Annotated in this window: 20 protein-coding genes; 7 read left to right on the top strand and 13 right to left on the bottom strand. The window is 62.6% G+C overall.

Annotation, left to right across the window (positions count from 1 at the left end; all coding sequences use genetic code 11):
* Nucleotides 1-15 precede the first annotated feature (15 nt).
* The 3 genes from QM694_RS00630 to QM694_RS00620 all read right to left on the bottom strand — a co-directional run bounded on the left by QM694_RS00630 (nucleotide 16) and on the right by QM694_RS00620 (nucleotide 2,805).
* On the bottom strand, nucleotides 16-759 hold the full coding sequence (locus QM694_RS00630; protein ID WP_415005024.1) for an amino acid ABC transporter ATP-binding protein: 744 nt from the start codon (nucleotides 757-759) through the stop codon (nucleotides 16-18).
* Between the two features lie 3 nt (nucleotides 760-762).
* Complete coding sequence (locus tag QM694_RS00625) at nucleotides 763-1,878, bottom strand: amino acid ABC transporter permease (protein ID WP_415005023.1); 1,116 nt, start codon at nucleotides 1,876-1,878, stop codon at nucleotides 763-765.
* An 84-nt stretch (nucleotides 1,879-1,962) separates the two neighbouring features.
* On the bottom strand, nucleotides 1,963-2,805 hold the full coding sequence (locus QM694_RS00620) for an ABC transporter substrate-binding protein (RefSeq protein WP_415005022.1): 843 nt from the start codon (nucleotides 2,803-2,805) through the stop codon (nucleotides 1,963-1,965).
* Between the two features lie 28 nt (nucleotides 2,806-2,833).
* Here QM694_RS00620 and QM694_RS00615 point away from each other — a divergent pair, with 28 nt between their 5' ends.
* A complete protein-coding gene (locus tag QM694_RS00615) occupies nucleotides 2,834-3,670 on the top strand; it encodes a rhodanese-related sulfurtransferase (protein ID WP_415005021.1) in 837 nt (278 codons plus the stop codon).
* On the opposite strand, the gene QM694_RS00610 is transcribed toward QM694_RS00615, so the two are convergent.
* A complete protein-coding gene (locus QM694_RS00610) occupies nucleotides 3,624-6,329 on the bottom strand; it encodes a phosphoenolpyruvate carboxylase (protein ID WP_415005020.1) in 2,706 nt (901 codons plus the stop codon). The two genes, QM694_RS00615 and QM694_RS00610, sit on opposite strands and share 47 nt — an antisense overlap.
* A gap of 131 nt (nucleotides 6,330-6,460) precedes the next feature.
* Here QM694_RS00610 and QM694_RS00605 point away from each other — a divergent pair, with 131 nt between their 5' ends.
* On the top strand, nucleotides 6,461-8,296 hold the full coding sequence (locus QM694_RS00605; RefSeq protein WP_415005019.1) for an ABC-F family ATP-binding cassette domain-containing protein: 1,836 nt from the start codon (nucleotides 6,461-6,463) through the stop codon (nucleotides 8,294-8,296).
* Here QM694_RS00605 and QM694_RS00600 read toward each other — a convergent pair.
* Nucleotides 8,293-8,748 (bottom strand): DNA polymerase III subunit chi, encoded by a 456-nt coding sequence (locus QM694_RS00600; RefSeq protein ID WP_415005018.1) that lies wholly within the window; start codon nucleotides 8,746-8,748, stop codon nucleotides 8,293-8,295. The genes QM694_RS00605 and QM694_RS00600 overlap by 4 nt on opposite strands.
* A gap of 107 nt (nucleotides 8,749-8,855) precedes the next feature.
* Here QM694_RS00600 and QM694_RS00595 point away from each other — a divergent pair, with 107 nt between their 5' ends.
* Both QM694_RS00595 and QM694_RS00590 read left to right on the top strand, forming a co-directional pair.
* Nucleotides 8,856-9,299, top strand: coding sequence for a hypothetical protein (locus tag QM694_RS00595; RefSeq protein ID WP_415005017.1), 444 nt, complete (start codon nucleotides 8,856-8,858; stop codon nucleotides 9,297-9,299).
* 141 nt (nucleotides 9,300-9,440) lie between these two features.
* Complete coding sequence (locus QM694_RS00590) at nucleotides 9,441-9,701, top strand: hypothetical protein (protein WP_415005016.1); 261 nt, start codon at nucleotides 9,441-9,443, stop codon at nucleotides 9,699-9,701.
* Here the strand turns inward: QM694_RS00590 and QM694_RS00585 are convergent.
* Genes QM694_RS00585 through gcvA form a run of 5 tightly spaced genes read right to left on the bottom strand, consistent with a single transcriptional unit; the run spans nucleotide 9,698 to nucleotide 15,555 of the window.
* A complete protein-coding gene (locus tag QM694_RS00585) occupies nucleotides 9,698-11,221 on the bottom strand; it encodes a trimethylamine methyltransferase family protein (RefSeq protein ID WP_415005015.1) in 1,524 nt (507 codons plus the stop codon). The genes QM694_RS00590 and QM694_RS00585 overlap by 4 nt on opposite strands.
* Entirely contained in the window at nucleotides 11,218-12,138 is a 921-nt protein-coding gene (locus QM694_RS00580; protein WP_415005746.1) for a pseudouridine-5'-phosphate glycosidase, read from the bottom strand. Before QM694_RS00580 ends, QM694_RS00585 begins: the two co-directional genes overlap by 4 nt.
* A gap of 11 nt (nucleotides 12,139-12,149) precedes the next feature.
* A complete protein-coding gene (locus tag QM694_RS00575) occupies nucleotides 12,150-13,061 on the bottom strand; it encodes a carbohydrate kinase family protein (protein ID WP_415005014.1) in 912 nt (303 codons plus the stop codon).
* Entirely contained in the window at nucleotides 13,061-14,629 is a 1,569-nt protein-coding gene (locus tag QM694_RS00570) for a trimethylamine methyltransferase family protein (protein ID WP_415005013.1), read from the bottom strand. Before QM694_RS00570 ends, QM694_RS00575 begins: the two co-directional genes overlap by 1 nt.
* On the bottom strand, nucleotides 14,629-15,555 hold the full coding sequence (gcvA, locus tag QM694_RS00565) for a transcriptional regulator GcvA (protein ID WP_415005012.1): 927 nt from the start codon (nucleotides 15,553-15,555) through the stop codon (nucleotides 14,629-14,631). Before gcvA ends, QM694_RS00570 begins: the two co-directional genes overlap by 1 nt.
* Before the next feature lie 170 nt (nucleotides 15,556-15,725).
* Between gcvA and QM694_RS00560 the strand changes: the two genes are divergently transcribed.
* From QM694_RS00560 to QM694_RS00550, 3 genes are read left to right on the top strand one after another with little or no spacing between them, the layout of a single operon-like run.
* Nucleotides 15,726-17,306, top strand: a complete 1,581-nt coding sequence (locus tag QM694_RS00560; RefSeq protein ID WP_415005011.1) for a trimethylamine methyltransferase family protein — start codon at nucleotides 15,726-15,728, stop codon at nucleotides 17,304-17,306.
* Between the two features lie 7 nt (nucleotides 17,307-17,313).
* Nucleotides 17,314-17,970, top strand: coding sequence for a hypothetical protein (locus tag QM694_RS00555; RefSeq protein WP_415005010.1), 657 nt, complete (start codon nucleotides 17,314-17,316; stop codon nucleotides 17,968-17,970).
* Nucleotides 17,967-18,350: a GFA family protein gene (locus QM694_RS00550; RefSeq protein ID WP_415005009.1), complete on the top strand. Its 384-nt coding sequence runs from the start codon at nucleotides 17,967-17,969 to the stop codon at nucleotides 18,348-18,350. The genes QM694_RS00555 and QM694_RS00550 overlap by 4 nt, the downstream gene beginning before the upstream one ends.
* A gap of 16 nt (nucleotides 18,351-18,366) precedes the next feature.
* Here the strand turns inward: QM694_RS00550 and QM694_RS00545 are convergent, their stop codons facing one another.
* The 3 genes from QM694_RS00545 to QM694_RS00535 all read right to left on the bottom strand — a co-directional run bounded on the left by QM694_RS00545 (nucleotide 18,367) and on the right by QM694_RS00535 (nucleotide 20,599).
* Nucleotides 18,367-19,002, bottom strand: a complete 636-nt coding sequence (locus QM694_RS00545; protein ID WP_415005008.1) for a DUF1638 domain-containing protein — start codon at nucleotides 19,000-19,002, stop codon at nucleotides 18,367-18,369.
* Nucleotides 19,003-19,153: 151 nt separating this feature from the next.
* Nucleotides 19,154-19,738, bottom strand: a complete 585-nt coding sequence (locus QM694_RS00540) for a HupE/UreJ family protein (RefSeq protein ID WP_415005007.1) — start codon at nucleotides 19,736-19,738, stop codon at nucleotides 19,154-19,156.
* A 159-nt stretch (nucleotides 19,739-19,897) separates the two neighbouring features.
* Nucleotides 19,898-20,599 (bottom strand): corrinoid protein, encoded by a 702-nt coding sequence (locus QM694_RS00535; protein ID WP_415005006.1) that lies wholly within the window; start codon nucleotides 20,597-20,599, stop codon nucleotides 19,898-19,900.
* Between the last annotated feature and the right edge of the window lie 91 nt (nucleotides 20,600-20,690).

Raw genomic sequence — 20,690 nt, 5'->3', positions numbered from 1 at the left:
AACGAAAACAAGGCGTTAAAGACGGCCTGCCTCGATGATGCGCTTGAGGAAGGCGCGCGTGCGCTCTTCGCGCGGATCGCCGAAAATCTGCTCCGGCGGGCCTTCCTCATGCACCACGCCTTCATGCAGGAAGCACACTTTGGAGGCGACCTCGCGCGCGAAACCCATTTCATGCGTGGCGAGCAGCATGGTCATCCCCTGCTTGGCGAGATCGCGCACGATGTTCAACACTTCCGACACCAGTTCGGGATCAAGCGCCGAGGTGATTTCATCGAGCAGCATCACCTTGGGCTCCATGGCGAGGGCGCGCACGATGGCGACGCGCTGCTGCTGCCCGCCGGAAAGCCTGTCGGGATATTCATTCGCCTTGGCCTCGAGGCCGATGCGCTTCAACAGCGCCATGGCCTTCGACTCGGCTTCTGCTTTACCGATGCCCAAAACCTTGGACGGCGCAAGCGTGACATTCTCGATCACGCTCATGTGCGGGAAGAGATTGTAGCTCTGGAAGACAATGCCGACTTCGCGGCGCAGCTTGTTGACGTCGACCCCGGGGCCGGAGACGCGGTCGTTCTCCAGCCTGATCTCGCCGCCCTGGATTTTCTCAAGCCCGTTGATGCAGCGGAGCAGCGTGGACTTGCCACAGCCCGAAGGCCCGATGAGGCAAACGACCTGATGCTCGTCGACATTCATGTTGATGCCGCGCAGCACCTGGATCGGCCCGAACTCTTTGCGCACGTCGCGGATTTCAAGGAAGGCCATGTCTCAGCCCCCTGCCCGCATGCGGGCATTGTCGCGCTCCACCATGCGGTCCACGAAACGCGCCTGCGGAATGGTGATCAGTACAAAGAGGATCGCCACGATGGTCACGGCGGAGAGGTTGAAGGCGTTGGAGGCGATGATCTTCGACTGGTTGAAGGCATCGACGACGCCAACCACCTGCACCAGCGCCGTGTCCTTCTGAAGGCCGATGAAGTCATTGAGAAGCGGCGCCACGATGCGGCGCACCGCCTGCGGGATCACCACATAGCGCATGGTTTGCATGTAGCTGAGGCCCAGCGAACGGGCGGCGGAAATCTGGCTCCAGTGAATGCTCTCGATGCCGGAGCGGTAGACCTCCGCCACATAGGCGCCATAGGTGAGCGTCAGCGCCAAAGCGCACCACCAGGTGACGGGAATGCGGGTGGCCGAACGCAATTCGCCCACCGTCATGTGCGAGGTGTCGACGAACAGGCCATAGATGTGCGGCACGATCATGTCGGGAATGCCCGAGGTCGGAATGCCAAAGCCGACGAGATAAAGCGTCACGATGGCGGGGAGGCCGCGGAAGACATCGCAATAAAGCGTCGCCAGCGCCCGCACGGGCTGGCCCGCGGGCCCCGGCATGAGGCGGGCCAGTGCTACGATCAGGCCCCAGATCAGCACCAGAATTTCTGCGACGACAAACAGCAGGATGTTGTTGATGAGAAACTGCCGGGTGACCAGCCACCACTTCTCCTGCATCAGCGGCAGCAGGAAGAAGGTGTGGCCCACCGCCGCATCATTCATCAGCAGGAAGCAGATGAAGCCCAGTACCAGAAGCGCGAAGACGCCCCAGCCAATGGTGATCCAGCCGAAATCACGGGCCGATGCCGTATCGATGCGGGCTTCGACGATATCGTTGCGCGTGATGGCCCCTGCCGCCTGCCGCGCCAGACGGAACGAGCGGAGTGCCGGCCAGAACAATGCGGCCACCGCCACGATCATCGCCACGAAGACAATTTCCCATCCTGCTCCATAGACGCCGAGATCCTGAATGGCATGGCGCATCAGGTTCGTCGTGCCGATGGCGGCCAGCACGCACAACGCCGCAAACACCAGCGCCGCGATGGCGAGACGCATTGCGGATTTGGGATGAACGGGAAGCGGCGGGGTGTTCAAAGCAAATGGCCCCCGTGCCTTTTGCTGGACACGGGGGCTGAACCTTTACGGGTTGAAATAGGGAACGGTGGCCGGATCCTTGCCCCAGGCGGCGGCGAGATATTTGGCGGCCAGCGCCTTCATGGTGCCGTCATCGATCATCGACTGGAAAATCTTGTCGATGGTGGGATTGTTGGCATTGCCCTTCTGATAGATGGCGCCATAGCTTTCGCCGGTCTTGTACTGGCCGACAACCTCGACCTTGCCGGGATTGGCGACCACCTCAGCCAGCACGATCGACGTATCGGTGATGGCGGCGTCGATTTGGCCCGAGCGGAGTGCCGCGAACATGTCGCCCTGGTCGGTATAGACCTGCGCATCGGCGATGCCGAGCTTGTCCATGGCGAAGGCGGCGCCGGTGGTGGACTGTTGCACGCCGACCTTGGCCGTCTTGACGGTCTTTTCGTCAACCGGCGCATCGGTGCGGGTCAGCACGCCGATGTCGGAGGAGAAATAGGGGATCGAGAAATCATGCACCTTCTTGCGCTCGTCGGTGATCGAGATTTCCGACATGGCGAGATCAAAGTCATGAGTCTGGCCGGCGATCAGCGGATCCCAGCCAACGTTCACCACCTCGAGCTTGTCATAGCCCGCCCGCCAGGCGATTTCGGCGGCGATGCAATATTCCATGCCGTCCTTGATGGTATCGGGCGTGTCGCCGTTCCACCAAATGGGCGCGGGCAGCGACACTTCCACGGTGAGCTGCCCCGGCTTGGCCGGATTGGCGATAGGGATCGAGCCTTTCTTGCCCGTCACGGCACAATTGCCGATCATGTCGGCGGCGGAGGCCGCTCCCGCCATGAGCATCAGCGCCAAGCCTGCCATGAGCGCGCGTTTGGATATGTTCATTCCTGTTTCTCCCTGTGGTTTTTCCAGATTGAAGCCCAAACGAAGCTATGCCGCAAGGCCTGCTATGCCGCAGCATGGCGATCCGCTATGGAGCGCCATGCCGCCCGTCGAAATCGCCGCCTTTTACAAATTCTCAGCATTGCCTGACTTTGCGGAATACCGCGCGCCGCTCAGGGCTGCGGCGGACAAGGCCCAGGTGCGCGGCACCATTCTTCTGGCGGCGGAAGGGATCAACGGCACCATCGCGGGGCCGCCGTCCGGCGTGGCCGATGTCCTCTCTGCCCTCTTAGCCCTGCCGGGAATGGCTGGCCTCGCATCGAAATCGTCATTCGCGGAGGAAATGCCATTCAAGCGCATGAAGGTGCGGCTCAAGAAGGAGATCGTGACGCTGGGCGTTCCCGGTGTTGATCCGCTTCAGCGCGTGGGAACCTATGTCGCGCCCGAGGAGTGGAACGCGCTGATCAGCGACCTCGCTGTGACGGTGATCGACACCCGCAATGATTTTGAGGTGGCACAAGGCAGCTTTGAAGGCGCGATCAATCCGCACACGGAGCGTTTCGGCCAGTTTCCGGATTTCGTAGCGCGCCGTCTGGGGGAAAAGAAAGATCAGCCCATCGCCATGTTCTGCACCGGCGGCATCCGCTGTGAAAAGGCGACGAGCTATCTGCTCGCTCAAGGCTTCACGCGCGTCTATCATCTCGACGGCGGCATCCTGAACTACCTTGCGCGCGTGCCCGCCTCACAAAGCCTGTGGCGCGGCGACTGCGTGGTGTTCGACGAGCGCGGCGCGGTGGACCACGCGTTGCGGCCCGCAAGTATCAGCCCGTCCAGCCCAGCCCTTGCGCCACGCAATTCATCGTCATGAGCAGCGGCATCATGGTGTCGCTGCCGGGTGACGTGCGGCTCTGGCGCAAAAGCTGCACCTGCCAGCGGTTGGCCTGATCGACCATCGGCCGCACCCGCTCGAAGCGGCGGCGCAGGCCCTCGAAGCGTTCGCACAGGGTCTTCTCGCCGGTGAGTTCCAGAATGGCGCGCGAGGTGCGCGCATGTTCATGGCGGATCAGCGCGAACAGCCGCTCGCCGTCATTGCGATCCGGCACCAGGCTCGCATATTGCTCGGCAACTCGCATGTCAGCGAGATAGAGCGACTTCTCCACCTCATCGACAGCCAAGCGGAAACCGCGCGAACGCTTGTACATGTCGCGCAGAAGCTTCAGGCCTTCACCGCCGCGCGGCACAAGGAAATCATCGAAGGCATAGCCAAGCCCGAACCAGCCGGTGAGGAGATGGCGGTTCTGGCTCCACGCGAAGACCCACGGGATGGCGCGCAAATCGCTGATGCCCTTGGCGCCAAAGCGGCGGGCGGGACGCGAACCGAGCTTGAGATTGGCCAGTTCCTCAACCGGCGAGGCAAACTGGAAATAGGACATCAGCGCCGGGTCTTCAGCAAGCTTGCGGTAATGCTTGAAGGAGCTTCCGGCAATCGCCTCCACCGCCGCCTGATGCTCGCCGATCACCTTCAGCTCCGGCTCATCCAGCGATTTCAGCGAATGCACGAAGACGCTGGAGGCAAGCACTTCTAGATTATAAAGCGCCGTGCCCCGGTTGGCGAATTTGGAGGAAACGACCTCGCCCTGTTCCGTCACCCGCATGCGGCCCGCGATGGTGCCTGCAGGCTGGGCGGCAATGGCGCGTCCGGTGGGCGCGCCGCCCCGGCTGACCGAGCCGCCGCGGCCATGGAAGAAGCTGATGCCGACGCCCGCATCGCGGCCAATGCTCATCAGCCGGCGCTGCGCTTCAAAGAGTTCAAAGCTGGCGCAGAAGAAGCCGCCATCCTTGTTGGAATCGGAATAGCCGAGCATCAGTTCCTGGTGCCCGCCCTGCATGCGGATCGAGCCCTTCACCACCGGCATGGCCAGAAGATCGGTGAGAACCGCGGGCGCGCGGCGCAGGTCGTCGATGGTTTCAAACAGGGGCACGATGCGCAGGCGCGAATATTCGCGGCTGTTTTCATCGCCGAACAGCCCGCAATATTTGGACAGAAGATAGAGGCCGAGAACATCGGCGGCGTTCTGCGTCATCGACAGGATGAAGCAGCCGATGGCTTGCGGATCGGGGCCATCCAGTGTGTCGCGGATGAGTTCCAAGAGCGCCAGCAGTTCCGCCGCCTCATCCGAAACGCCCCGGAACTTCGGCAGGAAGCCCAGCGGCTTGTCGAGTTCGGCAGTGAGCCAGGACAGCCACGCCGGGCTGGCAGGATCGGGCGGGCCATCGGCGTTCAGCGGATTCATCTTGCGCCACAGTTCCGCCAGCACGCGGTTCACCACCGTGGTGTTCTGGCGGATGTCGAGGCTGACGCTGCGCAGGCCGAAGATTTCCACCTCCCAGCGCACCGGACGCACCAGCGTGGCGGCAAGCGACACGGATTTCATTTCCGCTAGCGCCTGCTCCGCCGCCTTGATCTCGCCCGCCAGTTCCTCCGCATTGCGGAAGGGCGTGGCGGTGGAGGGCTTTCCCAGCGTGGCCAGAAGGCGGAGATGCAGGGCGGAGAAGAACTGGCGGAACGGCTCTTCGCGGTTGCGCTGCGCAAGGTGCTCACCCTGTCCGCTCGCTTTAAGCTGAGCCGCGAGGCGCTGCCGGAAGGCTTCCGGCACATTCACTTCCTGGGCGCTGATCGAAACAAGCTGCGCCAGGTCGATAAGGCGGCGCTCCAGCCGGTCGGCAATGGCGCGGCGGTTTTCGGCCAGCGCCGCGCGGGTGACGCCGACGTTGACAAACGGGTTGCCATCACGGTCGCCGCCGATCCATGACGCGAATTTGAGCGGTGGCCGCACGCGCAGCGGCAATTCGGGATAGTGGCGCTGCAGCGCCGCCTCCATCAGTTCGCAGAGCGTCGAGGTGCGGTCGAACAGCGTCTCGCGGAAGAAGTGCAGGCCCCACTGGATTTCCTGCTCGACGGTGGGCTTCTCGAAGCGGATTTCGCCGGTCATCCACAGGAGGTCGATCTCATTGCGCAAGGCCTTGCCCAGCGCCTGCCGCTCGCGCTGCGTCCAACGCGGGCTTTCGAGCTCATAGAGCTTCAGATAGATGCGGCGGTGGATCTCCAAAACCGTCACGCGCTTGGCCTCGGTGGGATGCGCGGTGATGGTGGGCTGCACGTCGATCGTATCGAGCGTGCGCTGGACGACATCAGGATCGACATTGGCCGCCGCGATCACCGAGAAGGCATTCGAGAAGGAACCCACCACCTGATCCGGCCCGCTCTGCGCCTCAAGCTGCCGCCTGGTCCGCATCGCCGCATTTTCCTCGGCGATGTTCAGGAGCTGCAGCCAGATGCCGATGACCTGCAGCGCATGTTCGATCAGCTCGGGCGCCATGGCGGCGGCCTGGCCGGGATCGTCGATCACCGACAGCACGCGGGGGTCGCGCACACGGATCACCTGCCTAAGGTGCTCGCGCAGCATCATGGTGATTTCGTCGAGATAGACGTTCTCGACCGGCGCGATGGCCTTGTGCATATTCATGCCGCCCCCTTGTGGTACGCACCTCACATTCCCTCAATTTGTGCGGTGCAAAATGAACGATGTCAACGGGGGCCGGGCGATCCCATGCAGATTAGTTTGCATTGCGGCAAATCCACGCTACATGGCTGCGGATGTTACATATTTCGGGTCTCACTTACCGGATTGGCGGCCGCCTGCTTCTGGAAAATGCCACCGCCGCCCTGCCGGAAGGCCACAAGATCGGCCTCGTCGGAAGGAACGGCGCGGGCAAATCCACCCTGCTCAAACTCATTCTGGGTGAGTTGAGTCCGGAGGCGGGAAGCGTCGGCATGCCGCGTGGCGCCCGCATCGGCACCGTGGCGCAGGAAGCGCCGGGCGGGCCGGAAAGCCTGCTCGACACCGTGATGGCTGGAGATGCCGAGCGCGCGAACCTTCTCCATGAAGCGGAGACGGCCACCGACCCGCATCGCATCGCTGAAATCCAGACGAGGCTCACCGACATTGGCTCGCACACGGCACCCTCCCGTGCGGCACGGATTCTGGCGGGGCTGGGCTTCAGCGAGGCGCAACAGCTTGGCCCCTGCTCGGCGCTTTCCGGCGGCTGGCGGATGCGCGTGGCGCTGGCCGCCGCCCTGTTCGGCGCGCCCGATCTCTTGCTGCTCGACGAGCCCACAAACTATCTCGACCTTGAAGGCACGATCTGGCTCAAGACCTATATCCGCGATTATCCGCACACGGTTCTGATGGTGAGTCATGACCGCGACCTTCTCAACGATGCGGTGGAAGGCATCCTGCATCTCGAGCGCGGCACGCTCACGGTTTATGCCGGCAACTACGACAATTTTGAACGGCAGCGGCGCGAGAAGCAGGCGCTCAACGCCAAGATGAAGAAGAAGCAGGACGACCAGCGCGCCCATATGGAGGCCTTTGTCGAACGCTTCCGTTACAAGGCTTCAAAAGCACGCCAGGCGCAAAGCCGTCTCAAGGCGCTCTCCAAGCTGCAGCCCATCGCCGACATGGTGGAAGACCGCGTGGCGCCCTTCCTGTTTCCGAACCCCGAGAAGCCGGTGGCCCCGCCGGCCATGCGCTTCGACAAGGTGGCGGTGGGTTATACGGAAGGAAAACCCGTGCTGCGCGGCATCACGCTGCGCATGGACCCGGATGACCGCATTGCGCTTCTGGGCTCCAACGGCAATGGCAAATCCACCTTCGCCAAGCTGATCTGCGACAAGCTGAAGCCCATGTCGGGCGAAAAGCACGCGCCGCCGCGCCTCACCGTTGGCTATTTCGCGCAGCACCAGCTTGATGAGGTGGACGAGAACCGCACGCCTTATGAATATTTCGCCTCGCTGATGCCCGACGCCACGCAGGCGCAACGGCGCGCGCGTCTCGGCGCCTATGGCTTTGGCGCGGCACTGGCCGATTCGAGATGCGGCACGCTGTCAGGCGGCGAGAAGGCGCGGCTGCTGTTCGCGCTCGCCACCTTCCATGCGCCGCATGTGCTTGTCATGGACGAACCGACCAACCATCTCGACGTCGACAGCCGCGAGGCGCTGATCCACGCCATCAACGATTATGAGGGCGCGGTCATCCTCATCAGCCATGAACGCCACATCATCGAGACCTGCGTGGACCGGCTGTGGCTGGTGCATGACGGCACGGTGAAGCCCTATGACGGCGACATGGACGATTACACCGATCTGGTTCTCGGCCGCACGCCAAAAGCCCGCGACCCGCAGCCGCCGAAGGACCAGCCGAAGCGCAAGGTGCCGGTCTCCGAGATCAAGAAGAAGATTCAGGACATCGACAACAGCATCCTGAAGCTGAAGGAAAAGATCGAGGTGCTCGACCGCGCGCTGGGCGATGCGACGATCTACGCGCAGGAGCCGAAGAAGGCGGCGGACTTCGCACGGCTCCGGACGAAGTTCACCAAGGAGCTGGAGGAGCTCGAAGACCTCTGGCTGGAGATTTACGACACCACGGCTTAAGCGGTGGCGCGGTTGATCCAGCGGCCACCCTCATCCTGCTGCCAGTAGCTGATTTCGTGCTGCCCCGCCTTGAAGCGCCTCCAGTCCTCGCGCGCTTGCTTCACTACGGCTTCGTCATTGCCGTCAAAAATAAATACGGCACGTTCAAGCCCTTCTACTGACTCCGCACGCGCGCCATCGACGAGAAAGCGCACCGAAGCGCCATTGGGATTTCCCGCATCCGTTGTGAGCCAGATTGGCTGTAATACGGCGGACCCATCCGCCTTGCTGCCATGCGGCAGGAAAGACTCATCCGAAAAAGTCCACAGGTGGGCGGCGAGATGCTCGACGCGCTCCTCGCTTCCCGCCTGCACGACGCAGCGCCAGCCGCGCTCCAGGCTGGTCTGCAGCATTTTGGGCAGAACGTCATCGAGGCTCTGCCGTTCCAGATGGTAAAAGCGGATGTCGGTCATGCCCGCTCATTCACCGCAAAGAGGCCGGATCGTCAAGAAAAGCCGGGGGCTTGCGCGGCGGGCCGCAAACGCTAGAGTCCCCTTCCGGCGCAGAACGGAGCTTGAACATGACGGCGCGGTTGATGGCCCTGACGGGCGCAATAATCTGGATGGCGGGAACAGCAGGTGCTGCGGGCTTGTGCAACTGCTGTGGCAGTTCCACTGAAACATCCTGTACCGCGGTCTGCGCCAGTGTCACGCCGCCCGCCGGCCAATGTGTCGTGGCGGTGGATTATGACGCAAAGGCGGAGATCGGACCCGGCGTCAATCCGCTCTATGGCGTTTCGCTGCGAAACATTCTGGCGGGCAAGCCCACGGCGGCGCAACGCGAGTCATTCCGCCGCATGCTGGAAGCGGCCCGCCGCGGTGCGGAAGCTGACCGCCATGCCTCGTTCCGTGATTTTGCGCGCGGCAAGATTGACGCCGCGAAATCCGACGCGAATGAAAAGCGCTATGGTGACGCGATGGTCAATTATTATCTCGGATATAGCGCCTATCTGGCAACCAAATAGAATTGCCGCCGAGTCACATCACGCTAAGTCAACGTCTATGGCACTTCTTCCATATTGAAGCTTTGCCTCTCTCCGCCGAAACTAAGTTTCAGGATAGCTTCGCGCGGCGCATGCGATTGCTCTATCGGAAAGGCGGGCGACGTGAATACAAAAGAGCATGATCTGGCCGAACCGGCCAAGGGTGGTGTCAGCGTTTATTGCCTTGCCTCCATTGTCGCCGAACAGGCGAAACAAAACGGTTTCGCGCCCTTTGCCAATGCGCTTGAGAATGCGCTCGAGTCTCTGCTCTCCGGCTTGCCGCGCGACGAACAGAAACAGGCGTTGCGCCTTTCCTTCGACATCGCCACGGCGGGCCTTTCAACCAGCGCGCCTAAGTTGAAACTGGTTTATTCGCGGCCTTAGAAGTCCGTCGGCTCCCCGCCTTCCGCCGTTCTCTTGACGATGAACGCATCGATCTCCGCGAGGATTTCCGGATCGAGCGGCGGGTTGGTGTGTTCGGCGAGCGCCTGCTTCCATATGGCATTGGCCTTGTGCTGCGCCTGCGGCGAACCCGCTGCCTGCCAGGCCTGAAAATTCCGCCAGTCAGAAATGAGCGGCTGGTAGAAGGCGGTGGCATACCGCTGGAGCGTATGCTGCGCGCCGAAGAAATGCCCGCCGGGGCCAACCTCCAGCATCGCGTCCATGGCCATGGTGTCATCGTCAACGATCAGTGGACGGAGAAATTCCTCCAGCATCTGCAAGAGATCGGCGTCAAGCGCGAATTTCTCGTAGGACGCCACCAGGCCGCCTTCCATCCAGCCCGCCGCGTGCTGAATCATGTTGCCGCCTCCCATGATGGCGCCCCACAGCGAGAAGACGGTTTCATAAGCCGCCTGCGCATCCACGCTGTTGGCCGCATTGGTGCTGGAGGTGCGATAGGGAAGTTTGTAGCGCCGGGCGAGCTGGCCGCCGATGATGCAGGCTTTCATATATTCCGGCGTGCCGAAGGCGGGCGCCCCCGATTTCATATCCACATTGGAGGTGAAACCGCCATAGACAAAGGGCGCGCCGGGCTGTGACAGCTGTGAAAGCGCGAGGCCGGCCAAAGCCTCGGCATTCTGCTCCACCAGCGCGCCCGCCAGCGTGACGGGGGCCATGGCGCCCGCCAGCGTGAAGGGCGTGACCACGCAGATCTGATTGAGCCTCGCCATTTCGATGATGCCCAAGGCCATCGGGCCATCGAGCTTGAAGGGCGAATTGGTGTTGATGACCGTATAGGCGGAAGGTTCAGCCTTCATCCGCTCCCACGAAATGCCGCGCGCCATGCGCACGATCTCCAGGCTGTCGAACAGCCGCGCCCGCCCTGTCGAGACGACAAATGGCACCTTGTCCGAGAACACAACCTTGTTGCGGGTGATGTGCAGATGGCGGATCGATGCGTGGACGTCGAGCGCATCGACGGAGCCGCCGCCCGCCGTGTGGATGCAGTTGAAGACCTGGCAGAGCTTCACGAAATTGCCGTTGTCTTCCAGCGTGCCGGGCCTGCGGCCGCGGTCGAGGTCGGAACAGTTAGGGGGACCTCCCACTGGCGCGAAGGTGATCCAGTTGCCGCCGATCCTGAGATGATGCGCGGGGTTGCGGGCGTGAAAGGTGAACTCCGAAGGTGCGGTAACGAGCGCCTGCTCCACGATCTCAACACCGATCCGCACCCGCTCGCCATCGACGCGCGCCCCTGCGCGGGCAAGAATTTCGCGCGCTTCCGGGTAGAGCACATCCATGCCGATCTCCTGCAGCACGCGGAGCGACTGGCGGTGGATCGTCTCGATCTGGTCATCCGAGAGAATGCGCGACGGCTCCAGCGTGAGGCGCGGCTGCTGGAAAGGAAGCTGCGCCAGCGGCTTCTGCGATGGCGGTGCACGGCGGCCGCGCCGCTCCATGGTCATGGGCGATCCTTTGCAAAAGCTGAAGCGATGGCGGCGGCAAGGCGCGCGTTGTTTTCAACGAGCGCGATATTGGCGGCGAGCGAACGGCCCTCCGTGACACTGGCGATTTCGGCCAGCAGGAATGGCGTGATGTTCTTGCCCTGAATGTTCTGCTGCGCGGCCTTGCGCACCGCCACCTCGATCACCGGGGAAATTTCCTGCGCGGGAATTTCCGCTTCAGCCGGAATGGGATTGGCCACCACCACGCCGCCCTTGAGGCCCATCCGCCATTTGGCGCGCATGACGGCGGCCACCTGATCCGCGCTGTCGCAGCGGAGCGGCACGGCATGGCCGCTGTGGCGCGAGTAAAAGGCGGGCAGTTCATCAGTGCCGAAGCCGATCACTGGCACGCCCAGCGTTTCCAACGTCTCGAGCGTGAGCGCCAGATCGAGAATGGCTTTGGCGCCCGCTGTCACCACGGCGACATTCGATTCCGCGAACTCCGTCATGTCGGCGGAAATGTCGAAGCTCCGCTCCGCCCCGCGATGCACGCCACCGATGCCGCCGGTGGCGAAGGTGGCGATGCCCGCCATGGCGGCGATGCGCATGGTGGAGGCCACCGTCGTCGCGCCATGCTCACGCCTCGCCACCACATAAGGCAGATCGCGCGTCGAGACCTTGCGGATGGCCTGGCCATTCTCGCCGAATTGATCAAGCTCGGAGTCTGAAAGCCCAACCTTCAGCTTGCCGCCGAGAATGGCGATGGTGGCGGGAACCGCGCCGCCTTCCCGCACGATGGCCTCAACCCTCCGCGCCGTTTCGACGTTCTGCGGATAGGGCATGCCATGCGCGATGATGGTTGATTCGAGCGCCACCACGGGCTGGCCGCCGGCCAGCGCCGCGCGCACCTCTTCCCTGATCTCCAGATCACTTTGCACAGACTGCACCTTCAAAATCCTGCGATGTCCTTCAGCCTAGCACGGGTGAGATCAGGCGGCACCAACTCTCGCGACACGAGTTTTACAGAAGCCGCCGCCTGCCCCAGTTGCGCGGCTTTCGGAAGCGGTAGACCTTCCAGGAAGCCGCAGACGACACCTGCCACCGCCGCATCACCCGCGCCCGTCACATCAGCCACCGCTTCGGCTTTCAGCGGGGCGATATCGGCTTCAAACTGAGGACCAGACACATGCGCGCCGTTACGGCCCAGATGCACGATGATGTTTTCAAATCCTACCGCATGCAGCCGGGCAATGGCCTGCGGCTGTTTTTTCTCGCCTGTGAGCGCCAGAAGCTGCTGCAGGTTCGGCGTGATGGCGAATACCTGCTGCTGCCGTTTGAACTGCAAAAGTTTCTTCGCTTTGGGCACAGAAACAGGTTCGATCAGCAGCGGGATGTTATTTCGGCTTGAAAAATCGCAGAGCCACGCAAGGCAGGTCGCACCAATGTTGCAATCCGCCACCAGAAAATCGGCCTCCGCCAGCTTCGGCGCAAGCGCTTCAAGATGCTCCACCTTCAGCCATTCGATGCTGCGCATGTCGTTGACGGCGGCCACCAGTTCGCCGCGATGGTCAAGCACCACGAGATAGGTGCCGGTGGGATGCGGCCCGGTGAGGGTGAGCGAGAGATCGACGCCCGCCGCATGGCAAGCCTCCCGCACGATTAAGCCATTGGCATCATCGCCCAGTACCGTGATCAGCGATGTTTCATGCCCGAGACGCGCCAGATTGTCGGCAATATTGCGCCCGACACCGCCCGCCGAAATCGATACGTCACCCGGATTGGACGTGCCGCCCACGAAGGAGCGCGACGCATGGCCCTTGATGTCGGCGTTCGCGCCGCCGATGACGATGACCCGTGCCATCAGAAATCCGTGGGCGCTCCACCCTCGCGCTTGCGCCGTTCCACGAAACTGTCCAGTTCCTCGCGGATCGCCGGATCAAGCGGCGGCGCTTCATATTCGGCCAGCGCCTGTTTCCACACAATATTAGCGCGCTGCATCGCTTCGGGCTTGCCGGCCGCCAGCCATTGCTGGTTGTTGCGCCAGTCGGAAATGATGGGCGCGTAGAAGGCATCGGTATAACGGGCGAGCGTGTGCTGCGCGCCGAAGAAATGCCCGCCGGGGCCCACCTCGCGGATCGCCTCGACGCCCAGTGCATCCTCTGAGGTTTCGAGCGGCTTCAGGAATTCCATCACCATCTGGATCAAGTCACAGTCGAGCACGAATTTTTCGAAGCTGGCGACAAGGCCGCCTTCGAGCCACCCCGCCCCATGCATGATGAGGTTGCCGCCGCCCATGGTGACGCCCCATAGCGAGAACACGCTTTCATAGGCCGCCTGCGCATCAACCGTGTTTGCGGCACAGGTGTTGGAGGTGCGGTAGGGCACATTATAGCGCCTCGCCAGTTGCCCGCCCACGATGCAGGCTTTCATATATTCCGGCGTGCCGAAGGCGGGCGCACCCGATTTCATGTCGACGTTGGAGGTGAAGCCGCCATAGATGAAGGGCGCGCCCTTGCGCACGATCTGCGTGAAGGCGAGACCAGCCAGCGCCTCGGCATTCTGCTCCACCAGTGCGCCCGCCACGGTGACCGGCGCCATGGCGCCCGCCAGCGTGAAGGGTGTGACGCAGACGATCTGGTTTCGCGACGACATTTCGATGATGCCGCGAAGCATCGGCGTGTCGAGCTTCAGGGGTGAATTGGTGTTGACGATGGTGAACAGCGATGGCTCGCGCTCCATCTGCTCCGCCGAAATGCCGCGCGCGATGCGGGCTATCTCGATGCCATCGAGAATGCGTTCGGCGCCCAGCGAATAGGCGTGGAAGGGCTTGTCGGTCAGCACCACCATGTCGCGCAGCGCTTCGAGATGGCGGATCGAGGCGTGAAGATCGACGGGTTCCACCGGATAGCCCGAAATGAAACCGATGCAGTTGAAATATTGCGCGAGGCGCAAGAAGTTCTGGTAGTCCCGATGATTGCCGGTGCGCCGGCCGCCGTCCATGTCGGAGGAATTGGGGGGGCTTCCCACCGTGCCGAACATCATGTTCGGCCCGCCCACCCGCTGGCTGTTTTCCGGATTGCGCGCATGGAAGGTGAATTCGGAAGGGGCCGTGGTGATGAGCTGCTCCACCATCACAGGATCGAAGCGCACCCGCTCGCCCTGAATGTCAGCCCCCGCCGCCTTCAAGAGATCGCGCGCCTCAGGCAGCGTGAAATCCATGCCGATCTCGGACAGGACTTTCAGCGAGGCGTGATGGATCGATTCGATTTCATCCGCGGACAGAAGAGTCATCGCCGGGAAAGCGCGCGCCACCTTGCGGCGGGAAAGCTGGGGGATCGAGCCCTTGGCGGCGGCGGGCCTCCGGCCGGAGTCGCGCCGGCTGCGGCGTGAGGTTTCGGGGCTTGATGTCACAGCGTCGGTCACGGGCATCACTTTCCTTTTTCACGATAAGCGTCGAGTGAGGGATCGGCGGCGATCTGCTTCACCAGCCAATCCTCGAAACGCTTGATCTTGGTTTTCATGCGGTGCTCGGCATTGCAGGCGAACAGCCAGTTGTGGCGCGACGGCACGCGCAGCGGGAACGGCTGGACGAGGCGGCCCAGCTTGATCTCCTCGGTGGCGAAGGGGCCGATGGTCATGGCGATGCCCCTGCCCTCGATCGCCGCCTCCTGCGCCAGGATGTAACTGTCGAAGGCGAGACGGTCCGACAGCTTGATGCCCTTGACGCCCGCCGCCTCGAGCCAGGTCGTCCAGTCCTCTTCCGCTGTGTAGACATAGAGAAGCTTGTGCTTGCGCAGGTCTTCCGGCGTCTTCAGCGCATTGGGGCCGCGCAGCAGTTCCGGCGCGCACACCGGCGTGAGCATGGAGCGGAACAGCGTGCGGTAATAATGTTCGGGCGATTTGTTGCGGGCGAGGATGAAGCCGGCGTCGACATTCTTCTCGTCAAAATCCCAGTCGAAATAGGAGGTCGAGAGCCTCACCTTCATGTCGGGAAACCGCCGCTCAAAATCATGAAGGCGTGGGATCAGCCATTTGAGCGCCACGGTGACATAGACCTGCACTGTCAGCTCATTGTCGGCGGCGGGAGGCCTGAGCGCCCGCGTCTGCGCCTCGATCTGGTCGAAGGCATCGCGCACGGCAGGGTAATAGCTCTGGCCCGTCTGGGTGAGTTCGGCGCGGCGGGCGTCGCGGCGGAAGAGCTGCACGCCCAGCCGCTGCTCCAGCGATTTCACCTGGTGGCTCACGGCGGAGCGGGTAATGCCCAGTTCCCCCGCCGCCAGCCGGAAGCTGCCGAGCCTTGCGGCGGCTTCAAAGGCAGTCAGGGCGCGGAGGGGCGGCAGGTCGCGTCTGGGCAAGTTTCTTCACCAATGGCAATCGATTTCCCTTCTAGCACCGCCAAATTCGGCGGGTTAAGCGAAAGCCTGGCCTTTTATGGTGAAATTTTCTCATCACGCAAAGAAGAAGATAGGCCTATGCACAAAAGGCCTGAAAGCGCAGATACTCCCGCCAAATCAGGAGTCTTTCCATGAGTGCAGTCGAGGATCTTTCTCGCCGCCGCGGCGGCCGTGAAGCGCGCAAGGCGTTGCGCTCCCGCCCCATTCCGATGGAGGAGGCCGCCGTCCGCCCGGGCATGCTGGGCGGCCAATACAAGCCGCTGACCGACCGCGACATGCAGCGCATCCACGAGACGGCGTTGAAGCTTCTGGAAACCGTGGGCCTTGCGCAGGCCATTCCAACTTGCGTGGAGGCGATGACGGCCAGGGGCTGCTTCATGAACAGCCATGGCCGCCTGTGCATTCCGCGGAGCCTGGTGGAAGATACGCTGGCCAGTTGCGCCCGCAATTTCGTGCTGCACGCCCGCGATCCGAAACACGACATGGAGCCTTCCGGCAATCGCGTCTATTTCGGCACGGCGGGCGCCGCCGTCCATATCGTCGAACCCGAGACGCGGAGCTACCGCGAGTCGCTGCTGGTCGATCTCTATGATGCGGGCCGCATCGTCGATACCTGCGAGCACATCCATTTCTATCAGCGCCCGGTGACGGCGCGCGACATGATCACCGGGCACGACCTCGACATCAACACGATGTATGCCTGCCTCGCCGGCACGAACAAGCATGTTGGCACCAGCATGGTCGATCCTGCCCATGTGGAAGAATGCCTGCAGATCCTGCACTTCGTGGCGGGCGGCGAAGAAAAATGGCGCGAGCGGCCCTTCGTGTCGCAGTCCAACTGCTTCGTGGTGCCGCCGATGAAATTCGCCGAGGATGCCTGCCGCTGCCTTGAAGTGGCGGCGCGCGGCGGCATGCCGGTGCTTCTGCTTTCCGCAGCGCAAGCCGGCGCCACGTCTCCCGCCGCTCTTGCAGGCACCGTGGTGCAGGCGGTGGCCGAATGTCTCGCGGGCCTCGTCTATATCAACTGCGTCGTCCCCGGCGCGGTGGCGATCTGGGGAACCTGGCCCTTCGTTTCCGATCTTCGCACCGGCGCCATGTCAGGCGGATCGGGCGAACAGGCGCTCATCACCTCGGGCTGCGCCCAGATGGGACATTTCTACAATCTCACCGTGGGCTCTGCGGCGGGCATGAGCGATGCAAAGCTGCCGGACATGCAGGCTGGTTATGAAAAAGGCCTGACCGCCGGAATCTCCGCCATGACCGGCATCAACATGATGTATGAGGCGGCGGGCATGCATGCCTCGCTACTTGGCTTCTGCCTCGAGAGTCTGCTGATCGACAATGACATGCTGGGCTCGATCAACCGCAATGTGCGCGGCATCGAGGTGAATGAAGATACGCTGTCGCTCGATGTCATCTCAAATGTGTGCATCGAGGGTCCGGGGCATTATCTCGGCAATGAGCAGACGCTGTCTCTCATGCAGAAGGAATATATCTACCCGCATATCGCCAACCGCATGAGCCCCAAGGAATGGCTGGAAGCGGGGCGGCCCGATCTCGTGGAGCGCGCAATGGCGCGCAAGCGCGAAATCCTTTCCACCTATTATCCCGAATATATCCCGCGCGATATTGACGAAAAGATCCGGGCGAAGCATGACATCAAGCTGCCCCGCAGCGTGATGCAGCCGGGCGATCCGCGCTGGAGCCGCTAGAAGTTTCATGGAGCATCCCGTCCTGATGGCCATCCGCCGGGCGGGGTTCACACCCTTCGGCTGGTTTCATCCGCAGGCGGAAGATCGCGTTCCGGACGGCGCGAAATTCGTTATCCTCATCGGCAACGCCGGGCCTGACATGTGGCGGCGCTTTGCCCGCGAGCGCAACCCCGCCCGTGACACCATGGACGCTTGGACGGAAGTTGCGGCGGGAGAACTAGCGCGCGATCTCGATGCGCGGGCTGTGTTTCCCTTCGACAAGCCGCCTTATCCGTTTCTTACCTGGGCACGGCGCGCCCGCGCAGGATATGTCTCGCCGCTGGGCCTCAATATCCATCCCGCCTACGGCCTGTGGCACGCTTTCCGCGCGGCGCTGCTGTTTCCGGTCGCCTTCGACATGCCGCAGCCAACGCTTGGCGCGCATCCATGCGAAAGCTGTATGGAAAAGCCCTGCCTCTCCGCCTGCCCCGTCTCGGCCTTTTCGCCGGCCGGCTATGACGTTCCAGCCTGCGTTGCACATCTGGAGACGGCGGGCAAAACGTGCATGGAGGGCGGCTGCCTGGCCCGCCGCGCCTGCCCCGTCGGGCGCGCCTTTACGTATGGGCCTGCGCAGGCGCAATTCCACATGACAGCATTTCTGCAAGCGAGGTTGGCAGCACGATGAAAACGGGATCATGCCTGTGTGGCGCGGTGAAATTCGAGGTCGAGGGAGATTTGCGGCCGGTGCTGGCCTGCCATTGCTGGCAATGCCGCAAGCAGACGGGCAGCTATATGTCCGCCACCGCCGCCGCCGACAAAGATTTGAAGATGATGGAAACGCGCGGCCTCAAATGGTTCCGCTCCAGCCCCGAAGCGCAGCGCGGCTTCTGCGGCGAGTGCGGCTCGGTGCTGTTCTGGAAGGCAGATGGCTCGGACTCGACCTCGATCACCGCCGGCAGCATCGACGGCAAGACCGATACAGCCTTTGAAGGCCATATCTTCCTCTCGCAGGTCGGCGACTATTACGAAGTGTCGGGGCCCGGCTACCGGAAGGACAGGTGGTGAAGCCCGTCAGGGCGCCCTAGCCGCGCTGCTCCAGATCGGTTTCCAACTCGCCATAGCCGGTGAAGCGGTATTCATAACCAAGCCCCAGCTTTTCCGCGGCGGCCCTGGCTTTCCGTTCCAGGCCATCATCGCGCGTCTGGGCGAGATACACGATGCGCTGGTAATTGCCGAAATAGAGCGGCAGCAGGTCCGGGTGCTTGTCGAGACCAAGGCCTGACCACACCAGCTTGTCGAAATGGCGGGCCAGATAATCGGTGAGGAAAAAGGACGTCACATCCTCCTCGCTGTGGGTCTCAAACTCCGCATTGCCGGAGAAGAAAGCATAGCAGTGCGGGCCGTCGATCCGCTCCACGCCTTCCTCGGACAGCAGCGCATCAAGCTGGCCGCCGGTGCCGCAATCGCCATAGAGCACGAAGATCGAGCGGTAATGGGCTTTGGCTGCGCGGATTTTCTCGCGCACGGCGGGCACGATCTTGTCCGGCGTATTATGCCACTTGGCGGGCAGGCACTGAAGGTCAAAGGCCTCCCAATGATTGCGCTCGATCAGGTCCACGATCTCGCGCGCCAGCGCCCCGCAGGCAATCAGCAGAACGCTGCCCTTGCCGGGCTTGAATTCGAAATCGTCCGATGGCCTGAGATCAACAATCGTCATGGTTCGGTGTGCCAGATGCCCATGATGATCGGCATTTGCAAGACCGGGAGCCCCGCTAGAAGCGCCGCCCCTTCAGCCAATCGCGCCGCTTTGCAAAAGAAAGGGCGCGCCAATCCTCACGGATGGGCGCGCCTGCTCGAAACAGAGTGGATCAGATGGTGCCGTTAAGAATACCCACCCCGGCCAAAGCCATGACAGCGCCGCCGATCCGCGCCACGCGTGAAGACACATAGCGTCCCGCCGTGATGCCCAAGCCAATACCCACGGCATGGAGCAGCGCCGTCGCCAGCACGAAGCCCAGCGCATAGGACGCACCACCCGCGCTGTCGGGCATTTCAGCGCCATGCGCGTGGCCATGGAAAATCGCAAACAGGCCGCAGATGGCCATGGCCACCACTGTCGGGGCCTTCCAGTTGAAGGCGACAATGGCGCCCAGCACCACCACCGACAGGCCGATGCCGATTTCCACGAATGGCACATTTACGCCCGACATGCCGAGCATGCCGCCCACCACCATCATCGACACGAAGCTAAGGGGAACGAGCCAGAGGGCGCGGCCGCCGAGCTGCACGGCGAACAGGCCCACGGCCACCATCGCCAGAATATGATCGGCGCCGCTGACCGGGTGCATGAACCCATGCACGAACCCCGATGTGCTGCCCACGCCCGTGTGGGCCTCCGCCGCCGTCGCCATCATGGCGAGCATGGCTGTTACGAGAAGTGGCTTCCTTGTCATGTGCTGCTCCTTTGCTCCTGCGGCGCCCCGTTCGGGTGGCGCTTATGACAGTGTTGCGTTTAGTCTAGCATCGCGGGCCGGGAAAGTGGAAGCGGTGCCTAAGACGAAAATGGCCGGATATTCACCCGGCCATGATCAAAGTTGCGGCATTCCGCCGTCTCATCCGGCAGCAAGCTGGTTGTGCTTGCGGGCCATGAAGCTCTTGGCGGTTTCAACCGCCACGGCGGCGTCGCGGCAATAGGCGTCAGCGCCGATAGCCTTGGCAAAATCCTCGTTCAGCGGCGCGCCGCCGACCAGCACCACGTAATCGTCGCGCATGCCCTTTTCCTTGAGCGTATCGATGACGACCTTCATGTAGGGCATGGTGGTGGTGAGCAGCGCCGACATGCCGAGGATGTCCGGCTTGTGTTCGTCGATGGCCCCCAGATATTTTTCGACGGGATTGTTGATGCCGAGATCGACGACCTCGAAACCCGCGCCTTCCATCATCATGCCGACGAGGTTCTTGCCGATATCGTGAATGTCGCCCTTCACCGTGCCGATCACCATCTTGCCGAGGCGGGGCGCGCCCGTGGCTATGAGCAGCGGCCGGAGGATCGCCATGCCGGCCTTCATCGAGTTGGCGGCCAGCAGCACTTCCGGCACGAAGAGGATGCCATCGCGGAAGTCGATGCCGACGATGCGCATGCCTTCGACCAACGCTTCCGTCAGCACCTTGTAAGGGGCCCATCCGCGGCCGAGCAGGATATGCACGGCGGCTTCGACCTCTTCCTTGAGGCCGTCATAGAGATCGTCATGAACCTGCTGAACAAGCTCCTCGTCGTCGAGGCTGTTCAGGTCGAGTTCGCCTTCATCGCTCATGGGACACTCCGGACGGAAATCACTGATGCTGCTCTAGCATAGAGACTGCATGGCGCAAGCCTTTCTCCCGGCGCGACCACCACTTGCCGGA

The sequence above is a fragment of the Aestuariivirga sp. genome (genome assembly GCF_047602625.1).
Lineage (GTDB): Bacteria > Pseudomonadota > Alphaproteobacteria > Rhizobiales > Aestuariivirgaceae > Aestuariivirga.
Note: the sequence above shows the minus strand (reverse complement) of the source record. Positions and strands in the feature narration are given on the sequence as shown.